The following is a 21,552-nucleotide window of genomic DNA, read 5'->3' as shown; positions in this document are numbered from 1 at the left end:
TCAGATAAAATGAAAAGGTTTTATGATAGTGAATAAGAAGAAAAGTGGTGACATTTTTTGAGTGTAAACATAGCAGAATTAGAAAATAAAACGCTGAAGGATCTGTACAGTCTGGCGAAAGATTATAAGGTTTCCTACTACAGCAAATTAACAAAACGAGAATTAATTTTTGCCATATTAAAAGGACAAGCCGAAAAAGACGGATTGATGTTTATGGAAGGTGTCCTTGAAATCATACAAACAGAGGGTTATGGATTTTTAAGGCCTATTAATTATTTACCGAGTTCAGAGGACATTTATATTTCGGCTTCTCAAATTCGAAGGTTCAGTTTAAGAAATGGCGACAAAATATCTGGAAAAGTGCGGCCGCCAAAGGACACGGAAAGGTATCACGGTTTATTGATGGTAGAGGCGGTAAATGGAGAGGACCCAGACACCTCAAAAGAAAGGCCGCACTTTCCAGCGCTTACTCCGCTTTATCCAGAAAGCCGGATGACGTTGGAAAATAAGCCGGGCCGGATCAGTGCCCGCCTTATTGATTTAATTACACCGGTTGGGTTTGGACAGCGCGGTCTTATCGTAGCTCCTCCTAAAGCAGGTAAGACATCGCTTTTAAAAGAAGTGGCAAACAGCATTACAGAAAATCATCCGGAAACAGAATTAATTGTACTGCTTGTAGATGAACGCCCGGAAGAAGTAACAGACATTGAACGCTCGGTCGATGGAGACATTGTAAGCTCCACTTTTGATGAATTACCTGAAAATCACATTAAGGTATCAGAACTCGTTTTAGAGCGAGCCATGAGACTTGTGGAACATAAAAAAGATGTTGTTATACTGATGGACAGCATCACTCGTTTAGCGCGGGCGTATAATCTAGTCATTCCTCCTAGCGGCCGAACTTTATCGGGTGGTATTGATCCTGCAGCTTTCCACCGTCCAAAACGATTTTTCGGCGCTGCTCGTAATATAGAAGAAGGCGGCAGTCTAACCATTCTGGCAACAGCTCTGGTGGACACAGGGTCTCGAATGGATGATGTGATTTATGAAGAATTTAAAGGCACCGGGAATATGGAACTGCATCTGGACCGCCGCTTAGCAGAACGCAGAATCTTCCCATCCATTGATATCCGTCGTTCTAGTACCCGAAAAGAAGAATTGCTTGTTTCAAAGGATCATTTAGAAAACTTGTGGGCGATTCGAAAAACGATGAACGATTCCCCAGATTTTGTGGATCACTTCATCCGCAGATTAAAGCAGACAAAAACGAACGAGGAATTTTTTGAGGAAATGGAAAAAGACAAAGCAAAGGGATCAGCGGCAGGACGCAAATAATGTTTTCTTTAAGGAGATGTGGATTTTAAAAGAAGTATGTTGAAAAAATCTCTGCTCCTTGATATAATCTCGTTATGTGTGAAATTGACTCTGACATATTGTGATGATGTGTGTTCACAGATATGTCATCATCATAAGACAGCAGGGCGGAAGGAGTGAAAATCGATGAAACAAGAAATCCATCCAGATTACAAAAAAGTCGTATTTTTGGATACAAGCACAGGTTTTAAGTTTTTGAGCGGTTCTACAAAAGGTTCTGAAGAAACGATTGAGTGGGAAGATGGGAACACATACCCTCTTATTAAAGTAGAAATCAGCTCCGATTCTCATCCGTTTTATACTGGGAAGCAAAAGCTTGCAGATACAGGCGGACGTATCGACCGTTTCAAAAAGAAATACAATCTTAAGTAAGGCTTGCGGGCTGAAACAGGCAAGGGAACGCCACTTGCCTGTCTTTTTTTTGTTCTACTTTAGGAATGTTTAACTTTTCTAAAGTATAAGGAACGCTGTGATAGGTTCTATACGGTTCGATTCTTACAATCTAAACATGCAGGATAGCCAAGGACTAAGGGGAGAAGTTTGTGGCACAGCTATTTTTTAAATATGGAGCAATGAATAGCGGAAAATCAATTGAAATTTTAAAGGTAGCTCATAATTACGAGGAACAAGAAAAACCAGTCCTCATCTTTACTTCTGGATTGGATAATAGAGATGAAGTCGGTTATGTCTCGAGCAGGATAGGTTTTAAAAGAAAAGCGCTTCCTATCTTTGAAGAAACAAATGTTTTTAAAGTAGTGGAAAATTACGAGCAGCGGCCATTTTGTGTCTTGGTAGATGAAGTCCAGTTCTTAAATAAAGAACATGTTCTACAGTTTGCACAAATTGTTGATGAGCTAGATATTCCAGTCATGGGGTTTGGTCTTAAAAATGACTTTCAAAATGAATTATTTGAAGGCAGTAAATATTTTTTGCTTTACGCTGATAAAATTGAGGAAATGAAAACAATATGCTGGTTTTGTGCAAAGAAAGCCATCATGAATTTGCGAGTAGATGAGAATGCAAACCCTATTTATACAGGTGAACAAATTCAAATTGGCGGACATGACTCCTACTATCCAGTATGCCGTAAATGTCATTCCAATCCGCCAATCTAATACAAAGCTGAATAATATTTGCAGATGGAATATTGTTTGAAAAAAGATTATGACACAACCCCAACAAGACTTTTCGGACTGCTGGGTGATAAGCCAATTCCCCAATAGTTGGTAAGTGAAAAAATGGATTCAATCCCTTTTCAATAAAAATAGAGTTCATATATAGCTCCTTTATATCAAGGCAAGGACGATATTATCTGTCCCGCCGATATAAAGGATTTTTTTGTATGATGAGAATTTAACCTTTTCTAAAGGAATAAAGGTAGTTGGCATTTGGAATCGGAGGCAATTTCTCAAATAGCTAGTTTAACTTCCAACAATAGTTTTTTGAATAATCAAGTAAATGACTTCATTCCGAATAAAAGTAGTTTCTGTCAAAAAAGGCTTTATACCAGCCACAATTGCAGCATGTTTTTATTATTTTCTTAGGTCGTAACGAGGAAAATATAATATTTATTGTTAGCATACCTGACCAAATAATAGATATGAAATCCATATTATCTATAATGAACATTGTAGAACAAAAACAGGAGGTAGATAAAATGCAGTCTCCATACACGGGGAATGTGAAAATACTAGGATTCACCACTTTAGCCTTTTTCATCTCTTTTGTCGTTTGGTTCAATATGGCTCCCTTTATGACAACATTGACGGAAGTATTTGGACTGTCCAAGGATGAAGTTGCGTTATTAGCAGTTGCCAATGTTACCTTAACCATTCCTGCTCGAGTGCTCATAGGAATGCTTGTTGACCGTTTCGGACCTCGTAGAGTGTATTCCTGGCTTCTTATCCTATTAAGTATTCCATGTTTTACATTTGCTTTATCGAATTCTTTTACACAATTAATGATTTCTAGAATGTTTTTAGCTATGATTGGTGCTGGTTTTGTTGTTGGGATTCGCTTAGTAGCAGAATGGTTTCCTCCTCAGCGGGTTGGTTTTGCTGAAGGTGTCTATGGAGGCTGGGGGAACTTCGGTTCTGCAGCTGCAGCGATGACGCTGCCAACGCTTGCTGTAATCTTTGGCGGAGAAGATGGATGGCGTTATGCTGTTGCTTTAACCGGTATTATTGCTCTTGTTTATGGTATTATCTTTATGCGTATTGTTGAAGACACTCCTGAAGGTGTAACTTATAAACGTCCGAAGAAAAGCGGTGCATTAGAGGTTACCAGTTACAGAGATATGGTAGGTTTGATGCTGATGAGTTTGCCGGTATTTGGTATTCTTGCTTTCCAAACTTACAGGCTCGAGGATTTGGATTTTATAAGTTCAACGGTATCTATACTTATATTTTTTACATTAATATTTCTTTTCATTTTCAATATTTATAAAATTTGGAATGTTAATAAAGATCACTTAAGAGAAGGAGTCCCTGAAAAGGAAAAATATTCATTTAAACAAGTAGCGATTCTGAACTTTGCTTATTTTTGTACATTTGGATCAGAGCTTGCCGTAGTGTCCATGTTACCGCAGTTTTTTGAAGAAACATTTGCATTGGGAGTTGCTCAAGCTGGTCTTATTGCAGGAAGTTTTGCATTTATGAATTTAATGTCACGTCCTAGCGGCGGCTGGTTTAGTGATAAATTTGGCCGGAAGAAAACATTAATTATATTAATGGTAGGGTTGGCACTAGGATATATGGGGATGGCATTAATTGGTTCGACATGGCCGCTGTGGTTAGCTGTAGCATTAACTATGTGCTGTTCTTTCTTCGTACAAGCTGGGGAAGGGGCCGTGTATGCAATGGTACCGTTAGTTAAAAAACGAGTAACAGGCCAGGTTTCAGGAATGGTTGGCGCATATGGAAACGTCGGTTCAGTTATTTTCTTGACCGTATTAAGTTTTGTAAATCCTGCCATCTTTTTTTTAGTAATTGGCTGCTCGGCAATTGTATGCTTAATTTGCACATTTTTCTTAGAAGAGCCAGTAGATGAAGCTATTGAGCAAGAAACAGAAGAAAGGGAGCAGCAAAAAATGGCTTCTGTGTAATGTAAGTCTTAGTTTGTCTAAAATGGCAATAAAATATATTTCGTATTTGTATGGGGTTGTCTCAAAAGATAATTTTAGGGTAGTCCTAAGAAAATATCCCTGTGTTGCTTCTGCTGTCCTTTACAGCGGAAGCATTTTTTTTACTTTAGAAAGTTTATCTTTGCTAAAAGAATGCTTTCGCTCTCGTTGCTATTAGCATAATAAAAGCCTGGAAAAATAAAAATAGGCGTAAACTAATGATAACAAGCAACGTTTTTGTTACTTTATCGTTCGACATAACGTTACATAATTAAAAATAAAAACGGAGGGACCGTTAATGAATGATGATGAATTGATACAACGGGCCCGGTCTGGAGAAGAGGAAGCCTTTCAAGAATTAATCGAAAGGCACTATCGAACGGTACAGAAGTTCGCCTTTCAAATCGGAGTCCATCCCCCGTATGTCGAAGATGTAACGCAAGAAGTATTTTTAAAAGTATACCGTTCCATTTCTACTTTTTCTGGCGGCACATTCACTACCTGGTTGTATTCCATCACTTTAAATGCAGCAAGAGATCTTATTCGTAAAGAAAAACGGCAAAAGCGCAACCTTCAAGCGATGAAAGAAAAAGACAATGGCAAACTGTTCGACGAGCTGGAAACAGGAGAAGAAACATGGGAATTGCATGACATGATAAGGAGTTTACCTGAAAAATACCGCATCCCGTTAATTCTTCACTATTTTCATGAACAAACATACCGGGAAATCAGCAAAGTTACCGGTGTGACAGAAACTGCTGTAAAAACAAGAGTCATGAGAGCTAGAAACCAGCTGAAGAAACGGTATGAGAAAGCAGGTGTGATCCATGAATAACTCATTTGATGAACAGATGAAGCGATTAAAAGAGGAATATAACCGCATGCCGGATCAAACCACGCCGGATCGAATTTGGGCGCATGTAAAGCAGGAAAAAGGGAAACGTAGAATCCGATTTTCTTGGTTAGGAGCTGCAGCAGGAACAGTAGCGGCCGCCTCCATTGCTGGTTTACTAGCAGTAAGTCAATTTAACTTGCCGTTTAACGATGGCGATAAAGGGTCAGAACAAGCTCCTTATGATGAACGAGAAAACGAGGAGCGCGAAAATACAGAAGAGGAAGTTCCCGATGAAAACGTGCCAGAGGAATCGGAAACGGATCCGCAAGAGACACGTGAGTCTCAAAAAGATATTTCTTATATGAATGAAGGCATGGAGGAAACAGCTGTCTTTAAACTGCTCGATGAACCTGGATTTTCGTTTACTACTTACATTCCAGAATATTTTGAAGCAGAAGTAACAGAAGATAAAGAAATACAACTATATGCGGCGTTTACCGAAGACCAGGAGCCAACTGAATCACCTGTTTGGACGATACAGGAATTTTCTGCTGAGGATGAGCCGCTGGAGGAAAAAATCACTGAAATACAAGAAGAATACGAAGCAGAAGGTTATGAATTAGTTCAGGAAGAACACGATGAAAATCTATTGTTTGGCAATTACGCTGCAACCTTTGAAGATACGGGTAATGCTTATCTTTCGGTTATTCTTTTAGAAAACAACGGAACTGTTATTAAATGGGAGCAAAATGGTCCTCCTGAAATGGCCGATGGATTAGCAGCAAGAGAACAAGTAGTCATGGAAGAATGGGAATGGGAGTAAAAGGAAAGAGTGAGCTTGAGAGGTAAAGAATGAGGCTTTTTAAATTGGAAACCCTAAAAATGCAAGAACTGTAGAAAAATAAAAAGTTCTGCAAGGGGGTTGCTCGAGTGAAACAGACAACTTTAGCTGTGATGGTTGGAATGTTGTTATGCACGTCTGCTTGTCAAAACGACCTTTCTCCAGATGCCCAAAAGGAACAAGCAGCCGGTCAACACGCTCCATGGGTGGATTCATTAACTGGGCCTGGCCCAGCGAATTCTTCTGTACTGAGGCCGGCACAAGATGGAAGCTCTCCATCTGATTATAATCAGGGGCCTGGCAATGTATCGATGACCACAAAGAAGCAAACACAGGGCAGTGATAAAGATATGGTAGAACACATTGCACAAAAGCATGGTTTTTCACCAATATACGTCACCTTTGGCGGCAGGCATGCTTATCTTTATGCAAATGCCAATCGATCCTGGAGCAAAGAAGAAAAAAAGAAAAAGGTGACAGAGCTAAGGAAGCAGTATAAACAAGAACTACCTCGTTATGAAGTAAATGTTCAAGTATTAAATGGATAAATGCCGGAGAAAATATCAACATGGTCTTGATCGAAAGGGAAGAGGAAAGTGCAGGTATCGCCCTGCACCAACCTTTATGATCAAGGCCATTTCTTATACTTTAGGAAAGCTTTAACTTTGTTAAAGGAACAAAGTATACGTAAAACTTCAGCTTTCGCCATAAGGAATCGACGATAAGCCGAGTTTTTCTCAGCTTGTGCTGATTATTTGGCTCGCCGAATCGTTTGCTGAAGGGGGTCCCATACACCGTTATATGGAGGCGCATAAGATAAATCAAGGTCTTCGAATTCTTCTAGTGTCATTCGGTGAAACAGGGCAGTTGCTAATACGTCAATCCGCTTGTCTGCACCGGCCTCTCCGATGACTTGACCGCCAATCACCATGTCATTGTCTGTTCTATATATAATTTTCATGTGAAGCTTTTTCTTGTTTTCAAAATATTCGGCAATGTGAGTGCCTTCGTGGGTAATCGTATCATAAGGGAAATTCATGGCTTTAGCGTCTGTTTCAGATAAACCGGTCTTTGCAAGGGTCAGGTCGAAGAAACGAAGAATAGCAGTTCCGACGACACCTTGAAAAGCTTTCGGTATTCCAGCCATATTAAGACCAGCCACTCGTCCCTGCTTATTAGCATGGGTTCCAAGCGGAATATAGTCATCTTTTTCTTTTATACGGTTAAATTGCGTGGCACAGTCACCAGCAGCGTACACATCATCAATATTTGTTTGCATATACGGGTTCACCTGGATGGCGCCGTTGTTCTGTAAGATGATGCCGGTGCTTTTGAGAAAATCGGTATTGGGCTTAATTCCTGTAGCAACAATAACTAAATCCGTGTCATATTCGTTTTCATCGGTTACTACTTTTTCGACGTAATCCTTTCCTTTAAATGCTTCTACTGATTCGCCCAGGCACAATTCTACGCCGTGATTTTTAGCTTCCTCTATAATCAGAGCTCCCATGTCTTCATCAAACATTTTTGCTATACGGGTGTTTCGCTCAATCATGCGAACGCTGTAACCTGTTTCAATCAAATTTTCTGCTAGTTCAAGACCAATATAACCGCCGCCTATAATCGTAATTTTTTTGGCTCTGGTAAGATCGTCCATGATGTTCTCTAGGTCTGGAATGGTTTTTAATGCATGAATGCCTTGTAATTCACGGCCCTTCCAGTTTGGGATAATAGGAGAACCGCCAGTGGCAATTAGCAGTTTATCATAAGAAATTTCAAAGGGTTGGTTTTGTTCCAGGTTTTTTCCTTTCACGAACTTTTTATCTGTGTTTACTTCTGTCACTTGATGAAAGATTCTCGCGTCAATGCCGTATTTTTTTCGAAATGTTTTTACATCTCTTGCAATCAAGTTTTCCGTACTTTTTACAGCGCCGCCAATAATATAGGGAAGGCCGCATTGCGCATAAGAATAAATATTTCCCATTTCAAGAGCAGTAATGTTAGCATTCTCTGTGTTTCTCACGATTTGCATCGCTGCACTCATTCCTGCTGCAACGCCGCCTATTACGACGTAATTCATATAATATATAGCCCCCTTTTTTCTATGTAACCTAAAACCCTTGGAGGTATTATTCCCTATTTCAATGGATAAAAACGTGCATATACTGTAGACAACAATTTTTTCTGCTTTTGACGGCAGATAGATGTTATATTATAATAGTACTGTTATGCAACCGATAAAGAGGTGAACGCTTGTGTTAGATCGTTTACAAGCCGTAGAAAATCGTTACGATGAACTAAATGAGCTGCTTAGTGATCCGGAAGTCATTAATGATTCAAAAAAACTTAGAGAATATTCAAAAGAACAATCTGATATTGCAGAAACAGTACAGACTTACCGGACGTACAAAGAAGTGACGTCTCAACTTGACGATGCGAAATCTATGCTAGAAGAGAGCATGGATGATGAAATGGAAGAAATGGTCAAATTGGAAATTGAAGAACTTTCCGATAAAAAAGAAAAACTAGAAGAAGAGCTTAAAGTGCTGCTTTTACCAAAAGATCCGAATGATGATAAAAATGTTATCGTCGAAGTACGCGGTGCAGCTGGAGGCGATGAAGCAGCTTTGTTTGCCGGCGATCTTTACAAAATGTATTCCCGCTTTGCCGAGAAAAACGGCTGGAAGCCTGAAGTGATTGAAGCAAGTCCAACAGAGCTAGGCGGATATAAAGAGATTATTTTTATGATCAATGGAGAAGGCGCATATTCAAAAATGAAATATGAAAACGGTGCCCACCGCGTGCAGCGTGTTCCGAGCACCGAATCAGGTGGACGCATTCATACGTCAACAGCTACTGTCGCCGTACTGCCAGAAGCAGAAGAAGTCGAAGTAGAGGTCCATGAAAAAGATATTCGGGTCGATACGTTTGCTTCAAGCGGTCCAGGGGGACAAAGTGTTAATACAACCATGTCTGCGGTAAGATTAACGCATGAACCAACTGGAATTGTCGTTTCTTGTCAGGATGAAAAATCGCAGATAAAAAATAAAGATAAAGCGATGAAAGTTCTCCGTGCGCGCATATATGATATGTACCAAAGAGAAGCAGAGGCAGAGTATGCAGAAAATCGTAAATCTGCTGTTGGTACTGGCGACCGGTCTGAACGAATCCGCACGTATAATTTTCCGCAAAGCCGTGTGACAGACCACCGTATTAATTTAACGGTTCAAAAGCTTGACCAGATTTTACAAGGGGAACTAGAAGAGATTATTGAATCGCTCATTGTAGAAGAACAAGCAGAAATGATGGAAAAGGCGGGCGAAGCATGAAAAAACCAGCCTTTGTATATGAAGCCCTAAAGTGGGCTTCTTCTTTTTTAGCAGAAAACGGAAGAGAACAAAGAGCAGCAGATGTGTTAATGCGGCATCATTTACAAAAAGATTGGACGGATTTTCATCTGTCTAGGCGGGATGAATTGAACGAAGATGTCTGGGAAGCTTTCCAACGTGATGTGTTCCTTTATGGGAAGGGAATCCCGGTTCAGCATTTGATGGGATATGAAGAATTTTTCGGCAGGCGGTTTAACGTCAGTGAAGATGTATTAATACCAAGACCTGAAACAGAAGAGCTGGTTGAAGGAGTACTTTCCTGGCTGAAGCTGCACCATAAGAAGTCTGCTTCTGTGGCAGATATCGGAACGGGAAGCGGGGCAATAGCCGTCACGCTTGCGCTTGAATTTTCAGATCTTCAGGTAACGGCGGTCGAATTAAATGATGCTGCGTTGCATATGGCAGAAAAAAATGCCGAATCTTTACAAGCAGAGGTCTCTTTTTTAAAAGGTGATTTACTAGAGCCATTACAGCGTAAAGAAAAAAAATGGGATGTTATTGTATCTAATCCTCCTTATATTCCAAAAAATGAATGGGTTCAGCTTGATTCTCTTGTAAAAGATCATGAACCCGAACTAGCACTCATTGGTCAAGGAGAAGATGGATTGTACTGTTATCGAAAAATGGCCGCTCATCTTTCGAATGTACTGAAAAAAGATGGACTTGCAGCATTTGAAATAGGAGAAAAGCAAGGAAAAGAAGTTGCAGCTATTTTTCAGAAAGCCCTGCCAGATGCAAAGGTAGATGTTCGTTTGGATATAAACGGGAAAGAGCGCATGGTGTTCTGTGAGAGAGGGAGGATTTAGCTTTTAAAAGGTGTTTGTGTGGTACCTGGTATTTTGCGGCATTTTCCTATTATGAAAGCGAATTGGCTCATTTTTTTTCAACTTGCAGCAAATAGCTTTCAACATAACAGAAAACCAACCAACATGTATTCATTTACGTAATACAAAATTTGTCGAGCGATTAATTGTTTAACTGTAGATGGCACGGTCCACACTGATGCTGAAAGGACGGTGCCAGACCGATGAGAAATAAAGCACTTATATATGTTATTTTTCTTGTACTTATCGCTTGGCTGCAAATGGAACAACAGCAAAATACTTCAGCTTCTGATCCAGGAATTGATACTATTCCTGAAGAAGCCATTCGCCTAAGAATACTTGCCCATGATGACTCTCCGGAAGAACAGCTGCTTAAAAGAAAAGTCCGTGATGCAGTAAATCAAGAAATACGGACGCTGGTAGAAGGTTTGTCAGAAAAGGAAGAAGCCCGAAAAACCATCAATGATAATCTTTCTAATTTAGAGACCATCGTCAAAGATGTTATAAATACTAGTGGTTCTTCTCATACATTTTCCATTGCTTTAAAAGACCAGGTCGAGTTTCCAACGAGAATTTATGGACCGCTCGTTTATCCGGCAGGTACGTATGAAGCGCTGGTTGTTTCTATAGGAGAAGGGGAAGGAGAAAATTGGTGGTGTGTACTATTTCCGCCCCTATGTTTTATTTCAGCTGAAGAAGAAGATGTGGAAAAACAAGATGAAACTGTGGATAAAAATAGTAACGAGGAAGTTGTGGAAAAAGACCCTCATTCTGTGGATAACGAAAAAGAGTATTCATTTTTCATTGTGGAAAAATGGAATCAATGGTTTGGAAAAAGCTGAAATAATTATGGTAAATATACGTATATAATAGGGTTTTGTGTTATCCACAAGGTTGGGTTTTTCTGTGGGTAACTTTTTTCATTTGCCTATATACACTGGCAATTCTATAATTGAAAGGGTTAAATGGGGCAAAAGAAGGGGGAAAAACATGAGTTATAAACAAACAATTGTGTGGAATGTGGATAACATAGAAGGGGAGAGGAGCTTAGACCCTGGTATAAAAGAAGCAGCGTTGTGGATAAAAAGAGGAGAGGCTGTAGCATTCCCGACAGAAACGGTATATGGATTGGGGGCTGACGCTACAAATGACGAGGCTGTGGAAAAAATATTCGAAGCAAAAGGACGTCCGGGAGACAATCCGCTTATAGTACATATTGGCAATCAAGAACAATTGAGTGACCTTGCTTCTTCTGTTCCTCCTCTTGCTCAAAAATTAGCAGAACATTTTTGGCCGGGTCCGCTGACACTTATTTTGCCAAAAAAACAAGAAGTCTCCAGTAAAGTAACGGCTGGCCTTGATACGGTTGCAGTGAGAATGCCCGATCATGAGGCTGCTCGAGCATTAATAAAAGAAGCTGGAGTACCGGTAGCCGCTCCTAGTGCAAACCAGTCCGGCAGGCCGAGTCCAACAAAAGCTGAACATGTGAAACATGATTTATCTGGAAAGGTTGCCGGCATTGTGGACGGCGGTTCATCGGGTTTTGGTTTAGAATCCACTGTTGTCGATTGCAGCGGAGAGATAGCTTGGATTCTCCGCCCGGGCGGCATTACAAAAGAACAATTAGAAGAAGTATTAGGAAAAGATCGAATCGGGTTTGAAAATAGGATAGATCCGCATAATGATGATGATGAAATGGTTTCTCCGAAAGCGCCTGGAATGAAATACCGTCATTATGCACCCGACTCTCCTTTAATATTGTTACGTGAAACCAAAGCTATAAAAAGACGAATGGAAACAGAACAAAAGGCAGGAAACAAAGTTGCAGTACTAGCTGTGGAAGAACATAGAAGTGATTTAGAGCCTGCTGCTGATATTTTTATAGTGCTTGGATCGTCCGCAAAGCTTGAGGGAGTGGCAGCGCATTTGTATGACAACCTTCGTCAAGCAGACCAAAGCGATGCCGACATCATTCTTTGTGAAACGTTCAGCTTAGAAGGAGTGGGCCTTGCTATAATGAATAGATTAGAAAAGGCATCTGCCGAGGGTTAAAAGGACCTCCTTGAATGATCTCTTTTGGACTTGCATAGAGTGTATAAGCATGTCCTGAAAGGAGACGGGGGAATGGGCGGATGGATGATACTAGCGACGATGGCTTTAGCTTTAAGTATGGATGCTTTTTCTATGTCACTTGCGGTAGCAATGAGAGGTGCAGAAAGAATAAATAAATTGTTAACCTCCGTTATTGTAGGGCTATTTCATATGTGGATGCCCTTCATCGGGTTATATGGAGGACGCTTGATTGCTTCGTCTTTTGAAAAAGTAGCTCTTATTACTGGCGGAATACTGTTGTTTGTTATTGGGCTGCAGATGATGTGGACAGGCTGGAACAACTCAGAACACACGGGAGGAGTAATTATTCCGCGAGGAGCAGGACTTATGTTCTTTGCAGTGCTGGTGAGTTTAGACAGTTTTTCTATTGGGATTACGTTAGGGATTTTAAATGCTTCATTGGTACCTGTCCTTTTAATGTTTGGATTGTTCAGTGCCTTTTTCACTTGGATAGGACTTGCTTTAGGCAATCGTCTCCAGCATACGCTCGGACGTTATGGAGAAATATTTGGAGGAGTTATTCTATTAAGTTTTGGTTTGAAGTTAATACTTTAAATGAACATCTTAAATGTATGGTAAAATAAAACCAAGAAATAAGAAGGGAAGGGTGTGGAAGCCATCATAAAACATGTGCTGTTTGTATGTACTGGGAATACATGCCGTAGCCCGATGGCAGAAGCATTATTCCGAGCAAAAACAGATAAGAATATCGAAGGGAAATCAGCTGGAATTTATGCTATGCCGGGTATGCCCGCCTCTGATGGAACAATGAAAGTACTAAAGGAAAGAAATATTACGCTTAAGCATGATTCCAAGCCGTTAACAGAGGAATTGGTAGACTGGGCTGACATTATTTTAACGATGACAAAAAATCATCACGAAATGACTGTTCAAACTTACCCAAAAGCTGCCGATAAAATATTTACATTGAAAGAGTTTGCCCTCGATGCAAATACAGATATGGGGGATATCCAGGATCCTATAGGGGGATCAACTGACACGTACAGGGCAACAGCTGAAGAAATGGATTGGCTTTTAGAAGCAGCTTTACACAAAATAAAAAAATTTTAAGGAGTAAGGTTCATGAGGGGAAAGAGGGAAAAATCGTATCGATTCAGTATTCGCAAGAAACTGGTATTAGGAATCAGCGAGCGTCCTGCCCATCGTAACTTACGGTGTCAGTGCGTTTTTTATTTTTGTCCTAGCGGATAGGGTTAGTAATGCATTTGGAATTTCAGAAGATGTATTTATTATTTTGACGTTAATACTGAGGTGGCTGTGGAGCGGCATATTGGCTTTATTATCAGCGCCTTTGCTAACGAAGCCGCTAAAGCGTCTCAAATTTTCGGCCCGCAAAGCAGTGGATGGAGATATTCACAAAGATGTAGAGGTTTCAAAATCAGACGATGAATTACGGGGAGGAACTAGCTTTTAATGAAATGCTGAAAAGTCTTCGGATCATGGTGAATGATATTGAAAATAATTTTAAACAAACGAGCGAGAAAATTACAGGTGCTTCTGATGAAGCTTCTAATAAAGCAGACAGCATATCAATCACTGTAGAGGAAATAGCTGCAGTAGCGGACCATTCCGCACAGGCTATTCAAAAAACGGCAGCATCTATGGAAGACATAGCTCAAATTGAGTCTAAAGTCCAATCAAAAACGAACGCTTCTGAAGCTTCTGCTGAGGAAAAACACTAGATGACAGTAAACAAGTTATTCAATCTCTTGTTGAAGGCATAAAGCAATTAGAAGTCGATAGCCAGGCATCTTTGCATGCGGTAGAAGCTTTGAATCAACAAGCTGAAAAGGTAGAAGAAATTATTAGTTTAGTTAGTGACATTGCAGAGCAAACGAACCTTCTGACATTAAACGCCTCCATTGAAGCAGCTCGGGCCGGAGAACACGGAAAAGGGTTTGCGGTCGTCGCTGATGAGGTGAGAAAGCTGGCAGATGAAAGTTCAAAAGCTGTACAAGGCGTCCGTGATCTCATCCAAAATATCCAATCTGAAGTTGGAAATGTCGTTTCTAACATAGAGAGTCAAGTAAAAGCAGCGAGTGATGATCTGCCAAAGAGACGGAAACAAGCCAAGTGTTTACAGCTATGGAAAGTACTGTTCAAATAGTAGCTGGTTCTGTAAAAGACATCACAGATTTGATTGAACAGCAAATGAAAGCAGTTGAAAATACCTCTCGAGAATCACAAGAAGTAGCGGTCATTGCAGAAGAAACATCTGCCGGAACAGCCGAAGTCTCCTCTGCAGCTAAAAAGGCTCATGAGCTTTCAGAACAAGCAGAGAAGCTAAAAAATACCATAGAAAAATTTACAACGTAAGGGTAACATGAGAACATAAAGGAAAAGAAAAAAAGGGAGGACCTCCATCATGAAACTTGCAATAGGTTCTGACCATGCAGGCTACAAACTTAAAGTAGAAGTAGTAAAAGTGTTAGAAGATATGAATATTGATTTTGAAGATGTTGGCTGTGATTGCACCGATTCTGTAGATTACCCTGATTATGCTCTTCCGGTAGCAGAAAAAGTAGCTTCCGGTGAAGTAGATAAAGGTATATTGATTTGTGGAACTGGTATTGGCATGTCTATTTCGGCTAATAAAATGAATGGCATACGCTGTGCACTGGTTCATGATGTCTTTAGTGCCAAAGCAACGCGCGCTCATAACGATTCAAACATTCTTGCAATGGGTGAACGGATTGTCGGTCCTGGCCTTGCCGGAGAAATTGTGAAAGCCTGGATTGAAACAGACTTCGAGGGCGGGCGCCATTCCAAACGCGTAGACAAAATGATGGCTATAGAAGAAAAATAAATCCACGACAAAGACGGACCTGCAAAACGAGAGGTCCGTTTCTTGTGTTTAACGAGGGTCAACAGTGCACTCCAAGTCTGCGGCTTCTTAAGCTTTCCATCTTAATTAAACGCAGCAGGATTCTACTGATCAAATACGACTTATGTACAAATCACTCTTTTTTCGAAAATCAAATTTTGTGGTACCTTTAAATAAAGAGGTGATCAACGTGAATGATATAACAAAGCAATGGCAATCATCTTTGCAAACCTGTCTGGATACTATTTCATCTCACATCAAACTGGATAACCATCATATATTTGTTATTGGCTGCAGTTCGAGTGAAGTAATTGGAGAGAAAATTGGTACAGCTGGCTCAGTTGAAGCTGCCAAATCATTATATGACGTGTTTTCGACTTTTCAACAGCACACCGGGGTGCACCTTGCTTTTCAAGGGTGTGAGCATATTAATCGGGCCCTTGTTGTGGAACGCGGTACAGCAAGAGCTTTTCAACTTGATGAAGTAACCGCAATACCACACCGTAAAGCAGGAGGGGCAATGATTACGCATGCTTTTGAACAGTTTTCAGATCCCGTTATCATTGAACATATAAAAGCGGATGCGGGAATTGATATTGGAGACACTTTCATTGGCATGCACTTAAAGCACGTTGCTGTTCCTATAAGAAGCCAGGTGAAATCAATAGGCAATGCTCATGTAACAATGGCTAAAACAAGACCTAAATTAATAGGCGGGCCGCGTGCAAAATACCCCGAATAATACAATCCGTGCAGGTTCGCTTCTAAAAATAAATGCTAAAAACTTAATATTTTTATCTTTTTTTTAATTAAAATACGGATTTAACCGTTTATCCATGTTACAATATGCCTTGAATGAAAATTTAAGTGCTAAACCACGAATAAATAAGAGATGCAAAGGAAAGAAAGGGGTAAACATTTTTTATGGAAACCATCAAAAATCAAGATCCTAGTGTTTTTGCAGCGTTGCAGGACGAGCTTTGCCGTCAGCGCGATAAAATAGAGTTAATTGCGTCTGAAAACTTTGTTAGTCGTGCTGTAATGGAAGCGCAAGGTTCTGTATTAACAAATAAATATGCCGAAGGATATCCACGTCGCCGATATTATGGCGGTTGTGAACATGTAGATACAGTAGAAGATTTGGCCCGTGACCGTGCGAAGGAGATTTTTGGAGCAGAACACGCTAACGTGCAGCCGCACTCCGGTGCACAAGCAAACATGGCTGTATATTTCACCGCACTTGAACATGGTGATACTGTGCTTGGTATGAACCTTTCTCATGGTGGTCACTTAACGCATGGAAGCCATGTGAATTTCAGCGGTATCCAATACAATTTTGTCGAATACGGAGTAACGAAAGAAAATCAAACCATCGATTATGATGCGGTTTTAGAAGCTGCAAAAGAGCATAAACCAAAGATGATAGTGGCCGGAGCAAGTGCGTATCCTCGCGAAATCGATTTTAAAAAGTTCCGTGAAATCGCAGATGAAGTTGGCGCTTATTTAATGGTAGACATGGCTCATATTGCTGGTCTTGTAGCCGCAGGTGTACATCAAAACCCTGTTCCTTACTCTCATTTTGTAACAACGACGACACACAAAACGTTACGCGGCCCGCGCGGCGGTTTAATTTTGTGTGAAGAAGAGTTCGCCAAGAAAATTGATAAAGCTGTGTTCCCTGGATTGCAAGGCGGCCCGCTTATGCACGTAATCGCAGCAAAAGCCGTATCTTTTGGTGAAGTGCTGCAAGACGAGTTTAAAACGTACTCTGAAAACATCGTAAAAAATGCTAAGCGTTTAGCAGAAGCATTAAAGAATGAAGGTATCGATCTTGTCTCTGGCGGAACAGATAACCATTTGCTGCTTTTGGATTTGCAAAGCCTTGGATTGACAGGGAAAGTTGCAGAAAAAGCATTGGATGAAGTAGGTCTTACTACGAATAAAAATGCGATTCCATTTGACCCAGAAAGCCCATTTGTAACAAGCGGTATTCGTATCGGAACAGCTGCTGTTACCTCAAGAGGATTTGGAGAAAAAGAAATGGATGAAATCGGTGCAATTATGGCGCTTACGTTAAAAAATCACGATCATGAAGAATTCTTAAAAGCAGCTTCGGAGCGAGTAGACGCATTGACTGAACAGTTTCCTATGTATGAGTATTTGTAAGTAGATTACTAAAAATAAACACTGGATCCGCAAAAAAGCGGGTCCAGTTTTTTATTTTAGGATTAGGTGCAAATAGCACCTGAAAGAGGTAGGAGGAGAATAGCGGTAACCAAGGAAAGAGGAAAGTTCAGTACTACTTAGAATAAAAGCGTTGTATTCCAGCGAGTTATGGCGGCTGATGCAGGGAAGGCTTTTCTTATAAGATAGGAAAGTTTAAAATTTTAAGCTTTGATATCTAGCTTCAGCGCCCAGCCTCTTGGGGCCCAGAAGATTTAAGGGACTTTTGCTAGAATCGCGAAATGAAGGATCTTCTGCTAAGATCGCGAACGTCGACGTACAAGACGTACTAATGTCGCCAATGCCACAGGACGTAGCGTTTTTAGCGACGAATTCGCAACGCAGAAGTCAGCTCATCCAGGGCAAGCCAGTTCGGCGTTCTCACAGGACGTGAGAAACTTAGCCGAACGTCATTTAAAACCAGGGCGCTTGCGCATTTCTTATAAATATAAATAATCTGAATCATTGGCCTTTTTATCAGAACTTGAAGGTGATTGTGTTTTTCTGTAAAATTTCAAAAGAATGAACCTGTTCGTAGTAAAGTTGATTAGATAATTTTTCCCGGATGCACCGGGGAGTAAAGGAGCCGATTTCTTTTATGGGGAAAGTACATGTATTAGATCATCCGCTGATCCAACATAAGCTTACTTTTATTCGTGACGTTTCCACGGGCACAAAAGAATTTAGAGAACTAGTGGATGAAGTAGCTACGTTGATGGCTTTTGAAATCACACGTCACCTTCAACTGCAGGAAGTGACAGTAGAAACGCCTGTAGGTCCAGCCAAATCACATACGTTAGCAGGGAAAAAACTGGGCATTGTTCCGATCTTAAGAGCAGGTCTTGGCATGTCTGATGGTATCTTAAAATTGATTCCTGCTGCAAAAGTAGGACATGTTGGCTTATACCGTGATCCTGAAACATTAAAACCTGTGGAATATTATGTGAAGCTGCCAAGTGATGTAGCTGAACGGGAATTTATCGTAGTTGATCCGATGCTTGCTACGGGAGGCTCCGCTGTGGAAGCTATAACGAGTTTGAAAAAGCGCGGTGCTACAAACATCAAGCTGATGTGTCTCATTGCTGCTCCAGAAGGAGTGGAAATTGTGCAAGAAGCACATCCAGATATAGATATTTATCTTGCTTCTTTAGATGAAAAATTGAATGAAAAAGGCTATATTGTTCCGGGTCTTGGGGACGCTGGTGACCGTTTGTTTGGAACAAAATAGTGAATGGGACCGTTACACTTCAGCAGGGATTTCCTGCTGAAGTTTTTTTATACTTTGGGAAAGTTTAAATTTGCTAAAAGGATCAAAGGTACCATAAGGACTCGACGGCAAGCCGAGTATTTCGAAAAGGTGAAAAAGATAAGCGTTGAATATGGGGAAAGAAGTTCAAACAGAACGAGGAGCAGGCTGTATAAATTGAGAGGAAGAGCTGAATCAGAGGGAAAAACCACTGAAAAGAAAGGGAAAAGTCGTATTGATGGAATGTTTTTCTTTTCTTCCCATGTTTGTGCCGAATAAAATTTATTGCTTGCTGCACCATAAATAGAAGAACATATCGAGATTAGATTTTTAGGGACGGGGGGAGCAAAAATGGTTATAAATAACAAAAAGGGGGTTTTAAGAAAGCAGAGAAAGATTGGACTTTTCCTCCTTGCCATTATTATATGTGTTACGTCTACTTTAATGTTTGAAGGATTTGCTCAAACAGGATATTCAAAAGAAAAACCGGAGACCGCTATTATTGCTATTAAAGAAAATGAAAAAGCAGATGATGTTCAAGATAAGTTGAAAAAGACCTTTCCTGATATAGAGTTTCTGCGTTCTTATGAAAAAGGGTTTAAAGGATTTGCTGTAAAATTAGATCCTTCTCAAATAGAGTTACTATCCAATCTAGATGGGATAAAACGTGCGGATCCATCTGTTGCCTATCATTCATCTTTAAAAGACAGCGTTCCTTTTATTGGAGCAGAAGCTATTCGCGGTCAGCTTGATAAGCATGGTGTGAAGTTGACAGGTAAAGGAATTAAAGTCGGAATAATTGATACAGGAATAGATTATAATCACCCTGATCTATACCGTAATTTTAAAGGAGGTTATGATTTTGTTGATAAAGATGATGATCCTCTTGAAGGCAAAGATAAACATGGAAAAAATACCATGCACGGCACCCATGTTGCTGGTATCATCGGAGCGAATGGAGCGGTCAGAGGTGTAGCTCCAGAAGCTGATCTATACATGTATCGTGCACTCGGTCCTGGGGGCCAGGGGTCTACCGAACAAATATTAGCAGCTATTGATAAAGCTATTGAGGATAAGGTAGATATTTTAAATCTTTCTTTAGGGAGTCCCATTAACGGTCCGGATTGGCCTACAAGTGAAGCTCTAGATAAAGCCGCGGAAGCAGGGATCATTGCAGTTACGTCAAGCGGCAACAGCGGCCCGGCGATGTGGAGTGTTGGTTCACCAGGTACCGCAGACAAGGCCATTTCAGTAGGTGCCTCCATTCCTCCATTACGGATGCCAAAATTAACGCTATATGATAACCCAGAATTGTCTATTTCTATGCAAGCAGTACAAGGAACTTCTCCCTGGCAGTTTCGGCGTGATTTACCATTAGTAAACGGTGGTCTTGGGATGAAAGAGGATTTGGAAAATGTTAGAGGGAAGGCGGTGTTAATTGAACGAGGCGGCATCCCTCTCGTTCGGAAAATTGTTAATGCCCGCAAAGCTGGAGCGGATGCGGTAATTATTTACAATAATGTAGCTGGCGCATTTGCAGCTGGTACGGAGGAAGTTCAGCCTATCCCCGCCGTTACTATTACACGTGAAGATGGAGAGCAGATTCGAAAGGTAATCGAAGCAAAAGAGAAAAAATCATCTTCCTCTGTTTTGCGAACAGTGTTAGAAGAAGAAACAGATCATATGGCTTTTTTTAGTTCAAGAGGACCAGTCACTCGCTCTTGGAAAATTAAACCTGACGTAGTTGCACCGGGGGTAGATATAGACAGTACAGTTCCAAACGGCTATCTAGCATTAAACGGAACAAGTATGGCAGCTCCCCACATAGCCGGCGCTGCAGCCTTATTAAAACAAGCAAGACCGGAATGGAACCCTGAGCAGATAAAAGCAGCTTTAATGAATACAGCTGTTTCTTTAACCGATGATAGTGACAATGATTATCCGCCGTTTGTACAAGGTGCAGGCAGGGTTGAAATGAGAAAAGCCATTCGAACAGACACTCTCGTTTATCCCGGTACATTATCGTTTGGCGTGTGGACGTTAGGAAATAAAGAAAGAGTCCATGAAAAAACAGTGGTTATAGAAAACCATTCTGATCAGAAGAAAACGTATACCTTTCGTAAAGAAACAAGTTCTCTTCTTGGTTTAAAATGGGAGCTTCCTAAACGAATAACATTAGAGCCAGGAGAGAAAAAAGAAGCAAAAATTCGTTTAGAAATAGAGGCGGGAGCCATTGACTATGATCAACTCGATGGCGTATTGACAGTAGAAGGCGGTAATGAAGAAATTCGATTGCCTTATTTATTATTTATCAACGAACCCGATTACCCGCGCATAGGAGCTTTTGATTTACAACCTTTTGGAACAAATAAGGGATATCAGTATGAAGTATATATGCCAGGCGGGGCAGAAGAATTAGAAATAGCGTTATATGACCTGGACACTTATGCATTTGCCGGCGTACTTGATAAAGACACAAATATAAAACCAGGGTTATATGAACAAAAATTATCTGCTAAAGACATTTCCGTCCCTGAGGGAAAATACAGAGCCGTAGTTTATGCAAGAGCTGGAGATAAAGAAGAAGTTTTAGAAACGATCATCCGTTTAGAACAGAAAATGATAGATGAAAAACGATCAAAGCGTTAAAAAAAGAGCTGTTTGTTGTAACGGCTCTTTCTTTTCAGCGGCAAGCAGAGTTTTTCTAATGGTGGAAACAGGCAAAAATCGAAAAAATCTAAC

General features: G+C 40.5%; 19 protein-coding genes and 1 pseudogene. 19 read left to right on the top strand and 1 reads right to left on the bottom strand.

Translation table 11 applies throughout. The features are described 5' to 3' along the window. Positions 1 to 57 precede the first annotated feature (57 nt). The 7 genes from rho (at position 58) to CEF16_RS15330 (ending at position 6,719) form a co-directional block, all read left to right on the top strand. A complete protein-coding gene (rho, locus tag CEF16_RS15360; protein WP_091586553.1) occupies positions 58 to 1,335 on the top strand; it encodes a transcription termination factor Rho in 1,278 nt (425 codons plus the stop codon). 165 nt (positions 1,336 to 1,500) lie between these two features. After that, positions 1,501 to 1,746 (top strand): type B 50S ribosomal protein L31, encoded by a 246-nt coding sequence (locus tag CEF16_RS15355; protein WP_091586555.1) that lies wholly within the window; start codon positions 1,501 to 1,503, stop codon positions 1,744 to 1,746. 170 nt (positions 1,747 to 1,916) lie between these two features. Beyond that, the gene (locus tag CEF16_RS15350; RefSeq protein ID WP_091586557.1) at positions 1,917 to 2,489 is read left to right on the top strand and encodes a thymidine kinase; all 573 of its coding nucleotides are present in this window, start codon (positions 1,917 to 1,919) and stop codon (positions 2,487 to 2,489) included. A 542-nt stretch (positions 2,490 to 3,031) separates the two neighbouring features. Further along, positions 3,032 to 4,477 (top strand): NarK family nitrate/nitrite MFS transporter, encoded by a 1,446-nt coding sequence (locus CEF16_RS15345; protein ID WP_091586559.1) that lies wholly within the window; start codon positions 3,032 to 3,034, stop codon positions 4,475 to 4,477. Between the two features lie 316 nt (positions 4,478 to 4,793). Continuing rightward, on the top strand, positions 4,794 to 5,330 hold the full coding sequence (locus CEF16_RS15340; protein WP_091586561.1) for an RNA polymerase sigma factor: 537 nt from the start codon (positions 4,794 to 4,796) through the stop codon (positions 5,328 to 5,330). Beyond that, complete coding sequence (locus CEF16_RS15335; protein WP_091586563.1) at positions 5,323 to 6,153, top strand: hypothetical protein; 831 nt, start codon at positions 5,323 to 5,325, stop codon at positions 6,151 to 6,153. Before CEF16_RS15340 ends, CEF16_RS15335 begins: the two co-directional genes overlap by 8 nt. A gap of 107 nt (positions 6,154 to 6,260) precedes the next feature. After that, positions 6,261 to 6,719 (top strand): hypothetical protein, encoded by a 459-nt coding sequence (locus CEF16_RS15330; protein ID WP_091586565.1) that lies wholly within the window; start codon positions 6,261 to 6,263, stop codon positions 6,717 to 6,719. Between the two features lie 203 nt (positions 6,720 to 6,922). Here the strand turns inward: CEF16_RS15330 and CEF16_RS15325 are convergent, their stop codons facing one another. Next, the gene (locus CEF16_RS15325) at positions 6,923 to 8,251 is read right to left on the bottom strand and encodes an FAD-dependent oxidoreductase (protein WP_091586567.1); all 1,329 of its coding nucleotides are present in this window, start codon (positions 8,249 to 8,251) and stop codon (positions 6,923 to 6,925) included. A gap of 175 nt (positions 8,252 to 8,426) precedes the next feature. On the opposite strand from CEF16_RS15325, the gene prfA reads away from it, so the two are divergent. The 12 genes and pseudogenes from prfA to CEF16_RS24935 all read left to right on the top strand — a co-directional run bounded on the left by prfA (position 8,427) and on the right by CEF16_RS24935 (position 21,459). After that, the gene (gene prfA / locus CEF16_RS15320; RefSeq protein ID WP_091586569.1) at positions 8,427 to 9,500 is read left to right on the top strand and encodes a peptide chain release factor 1; all 1,074 of its coding nucleotides are present in this window, start codon (positions 8,427 to 8,429) and stop codon (positions 9,498 to 9,500) included. After that, complete coding sequence (gene prmC / locus CEF16_RS15315) at positions 9,497 to 10,366, top strand: peptide chain release factor N(5)-glutamine methyltransferase (RefSeq protein ID WP_091586571.1); 870 nt, start codon at positions 9,497 to 9,499, stop codon at positions 10,364 to 10,366. Before prfA ends, prmC begins: the two co-directional genes overlap by 4 nt. 221 nt (positions 10,367 to 10,587) lie before the next feature. Further along, complete coding sequence (gene spoIIR, locus CEF16_RS15310) at positions 10,588 to 11,226, top strand: stage II sporulation protein R (RefSeq protein WP_091586573.1); 639 nt, start codon at positions 10,588 to 10,590, stop codon at positions 11,224 to 11,226. 148 nt (positions 11,227 to 11,374) lie between these two features. Further along, entirely contained in the window at positions 11,375 to 12,436 is a 1,062-nt protein-coding gene (locus tag CEF16_RS15305; protein WP_091586576.1) for an L-threonylcarbamoyladenylate synthase, read from the top strand. A gap of 72 nt (positions 12,437 to 12,508) precedes the next feature. Beyond that, a complete protein-coding gene (locus tag CEF16_RS15300) occupies positions 12,509 to 13,051 on the top strand; it encodes a manganese efflux pump MntP (protein WP_091586578.1) in 543 nt (180 codons plus the stop codon). Between the two features lie 54 nt (positions 13,052 to 13,105). Next, positions 13,106 to 13,567, top strand: coding sequence for a low molecular weight protein arginine phosphatase (locus CEF16_RS15295; RefSeq protein WP_245917894.1), 462 nt, complete (start codon positions 13,106 to 13,108; stop codon positions 13,565 to 13,567). A gap of 12 nt (positions 13,568 to 13,579) precedes the next feature. Continuing rightward, a pseudogene (locus tag CEF16_RS24530) lies at positions 13,580 to 14,833 on the top strand (methyl-accepting chemotaxis protein). A gap of 49 nt (positions 14,834 to 14,882) precedes the next feature. Continuing rightward, on the top strand, positions 14,883 to 15,323 hold the full coding sequence (gene rpiB, locus CEF16_RS15285; RefSeq protein ID WP_091586580.1) for a ribose 5-phosphate isomerase B: 441 nt from the start codon (positions 14,883 to 14,885) through the stop codon (positions 15,321 to 15,323). Positions 15,324 to 15,531: 208 nt separating this feature from the next. Continuing rightward, complete coding sequence (locus CEF16_RS15280) at positions 15,532 to 16,083, top strand: TIGR01440 family protein (protein WP_245917893.1); 552 nt, start codon at positions 15,532 to 15,534, stop codon at positions 16,081 to 16,083. A gap of 182 nt (positions 16,084 to 16,265) precedes the next feature. After that, the gene (gene glyA / locus CEF16_RS15275) at positions 16,266 to 17,507 is read left to right on the top strand and encodes a serine hydroxymethyltransferase (protein ID WP_091586583.1); all 1,242 of its coding nucleotides are present in this window, start codon (positions 16,266 to 16,268) and stop codon (positions 17,505 to 17,507) included. 655 nt (positions 17,508 to 18,162) lie between these two features. Beyond that, a complete protein-coding gene (upp, locus tag CEF16_RS15270) occupies positions 18,163 to 18,792 on the top strand; it encodes a uracil phosphoribosyltransferase (protein WP_091586585.1) in 630 nt (209 codons plus the stop codon). Between the two features lie 369 nt (positions 18,793 to 19,161). Further along, a complete protein-coding gene (locus CEF16_RS24935) occupies positions 19,162 to 21,459 on the top strand; it encodes a S8 family serine peptidase (protein WP_091586589.1) in 2,298 nt (765 codons plus the stop codon). Positions 21,460 to 21,552 lie beyond the last annotated feature (93 nt).

The sequence above is a fragment of the Alteribacillus bidgolensis genome, assembly GCF_002886255.1.
Classification (GTDB): Bacteria; Bacillota; Bacilli; order Bacillales; family Marinococcaceae; genus Alteribacillus; species Alteribacillus bidgolensis.
The sequence above is the reverse complement of the archived record's forward strand: the minus strand, read 5'-3'. Positions and strand labels throughout refer to the sequence as shown.